Below are 2333 nucleotides of genomic sequence, written 5' to 3'. Positions count from 1 at the left end.
TGACGGGCGGCGTCGCCCACGATTTCAACAATTTGCTGATGGCGATTCTGGGAAGTCTCGAGCTGCTCCGCAAACGACTTCCCGACGATCCACAATTGCTGCGTCTTCTCGACAACGCGGTGCTCGGGGGCGCGACGGGGAGCATCCTTGACGCAGCGCATGCTGGCTTTTGCCTGGCGGCAGCAACTCGATCCAAAGCCTGTCGATTTGATAGGGCTCATAGACGGAATGAAGGATCTCTTGGAACGATCGCTGGGCTCAAGGGCGATCATAGAGACAAAATTTCCGCTCTCGCTCGATCATGTAATGATCGATGAAAGTCAGATCGAACTTGCCTTGCTCAACTTGTGTGTCAACGCCAGTGACGCCATGCCTGATGGTGGGACGATCATCATTTCCGCCCGGATGGAACAGGTCGGCGAAAGCAATGGTGCTGGCTTGGCTCCCGGCCATTATGTCTGCCTCTCGGTAGCCGACAGTGGCGAAGGAATGGACGAAGAAACGCTGGCTCGGGCGACGGAACCGTTCTTCACCACAAAAGGCGTTGGCAAAGGTACGGGTCTCGGTCTGTCTATGGTCCATGGGATGACAGAGCAAATGGGCGGGTGCCTAGTGCTCAAGAGCTCCAGGGGAACCGGAACCACAGCGGAACTATGGCTGCCGATCGCAACCGCGAGCTCGGAATTCGCGCGCGGGCCGGATGTTCTTGCCGAGGAAGCCATTGAGACGGCGTCGCTGCGGATTCTGGCAGTGGATGACGATGCGCTGGTCCTTTTGAATACCGCGGCAATGCTCGAGGACTCGGCTATACTGTCGCGGAGGCGCATTCTGCGGCGGCAGCCCTCAGGTTGCTGGAGGAGCAGCCGTTCGACCTCGTCATAACGGATCATGCTATGCCGAAGATGACGGGCCTGCAGCTATCGAATACGATCAAAGGCCAGTGGCCGAACGTACCCGTCATTATAGCAACGGGCTACGCCGAACTCCCGGGGACTCGCGACATCAAAATTCTCAGCAAGCCATTCACGGAAAAGGAGCTAGCGAGCGCGATAACATCTGTTCGCTTTATTTGGGCCGCCGGCCCGGCCAATGTTCCGTCGAGCCAAACGAAATACCGTCGCTCACGGTTGCTTGACTCCGGCCTGACTGCAACAATATCCCGACTGTGGCGCTCTGGCCTTGCACGATCGCCATCGCGGCGGGTTGATCCATTTACCTGGGGTCTACCGCCAGCCGCGCAACCTTGCATAATGCGGGCAAACTCACTTCCAATTGCAGAGTTGCACTATGATGCCAATCTACATCGGGTACGACCCACGCGAAGCCCGAGTCCTCGAGGTGGCGCGATGGAGCGCCTTCCGCCGGACAAGCACGCCGTTGCAGATCCACCCACTGGTGCTCAAAGACCTTGAAGCCCAAGGAATCATGAAGCGACCGATGGAGGTACGTGACGGTAGGCTCTGGTGCCCGATCTCCGAGGCACCGATGGCGACCGAGTTTGCCATATCGCGCTTTGCCGTTCCGTTTATGCGGCAAGGCGGCTGGGCCATGTTCTGCGATTGTGACGTTCTTTTTCTGCAGGATCCCGTCAAGCTGCTCGACCTGGTCGATCCTTCCTACGCGATCATGGCGGTTAAGCACCGGCAACGCGAGTCTGAAGCCGTCAAGATGGACGGACAAACGCAGACGTTCTATCGGCGCAAGAACTGGTCGTCGGTCGTTTTGTGGAATCTAGACCATCCCGCCAACAAACGACTGACGAACGAAATGCTTAATACGTGGCCCGGACGTGACCTCCACGCCTTCAAATGGCTCGAGGATCATGAGATCGGGGAGTTGCCTCTGGCATGGAACTACCTCGTAGGGGCGTCGGCTTCCGAACTCGACCCCGCCGAGGTGTCGCTGGCGCACTACACGCTCGGCGGTCCCTGGTTTGCCGGTTGGTCGGGCGCCACACAATGGGACGAATTGTGGAGCCGAGAAGAAAGCATTCTGCGTGCGTTTGAGGAAAATGCGGTTCAGATCCCCGCATGAAACCTCCGCTTTCGGATCTCTTGCCCGTGCTCTCAAAGCCCATCCTCCGCTTGCCCAGGCTCACGGGTCCCGCCTTGGTCCTGGGATCGGCGCCGAATTTTCGCCTCCCGTACGGACATGATGCCGGTTGGGCGCTTGTAACCGTCAACGCTTCCCAGATTTTGGCGGAAACCTTTGGCCTCGCCGCTCCTGATATGGCGCTGATGCGTCGCGGCATTCTGGTTGGCCAAGGTGAGCAGGACTTCTACAAGCGTGACTTGCTAAAAGGGCGGCAGGCAAAGCATCTGATCGTCCCGATC

3 protein-coding genes and 1 pseudogene are annotated in these 2333 nt (G+C 58.3%); all 4 read left to right on the top strand.

The features are described from left to right. The first annotated feature begins 147 nt into the window (after positions 1-147). A complete protein-coding gene (locus EN943_RS36600; protein ID WP_348630121.1) occupies positions 148-882 on the top strand; it encodes an ATP-binding protein in 735 nt (244 codons plus the stop codon). Next, positions 849-1412, top strand: coding sequence for a response regulator (locus EN943_RS39045; protein WP_348630120.1), 564 nt, complete (start codon positions 849-851; stop codon positions 1410-1412). The genes EN943_RS36600 and EN943_RS39045 overlap by 34 nt, the downstream gene beginning before the upstream one ends. Next, positions 1297-2034, top strand: coding sequence for a hypothetical protein (locus EN943_RS36595; protein WP_348630122.1), 738 nt, complete (start codon positions 1297-1299; stop codon positions 2032-2034). Before EN943_RS39045 ends, EN943_RS36595 begins: the two co-directional genes overlap by 116 nt. A gap of 74 nt (positions 2035-2108) precedes the next feature. Continuing rightward, positions 2109-2333: pseudogene (locus EN943_RS36590) on the top strand (hypothetical protein); the annotation flags it as partial.

The sequence above is a fragment of the Mesorhizobium sp. M7A.F.Ca.US.006.01.1.1 genome, assembly GCF_003997935.1.
GTDB lineage: Bacteria > Pseudomonadota > Alphaproteobacteria > Rhizobiales > Rhizobiaceae > Mesorhizobium.
The sequence above is the reverse complement of the archived record's forward strand: the minus strand, read 5'-3'. Positions and strand labels throughout refer to the sequence as shown.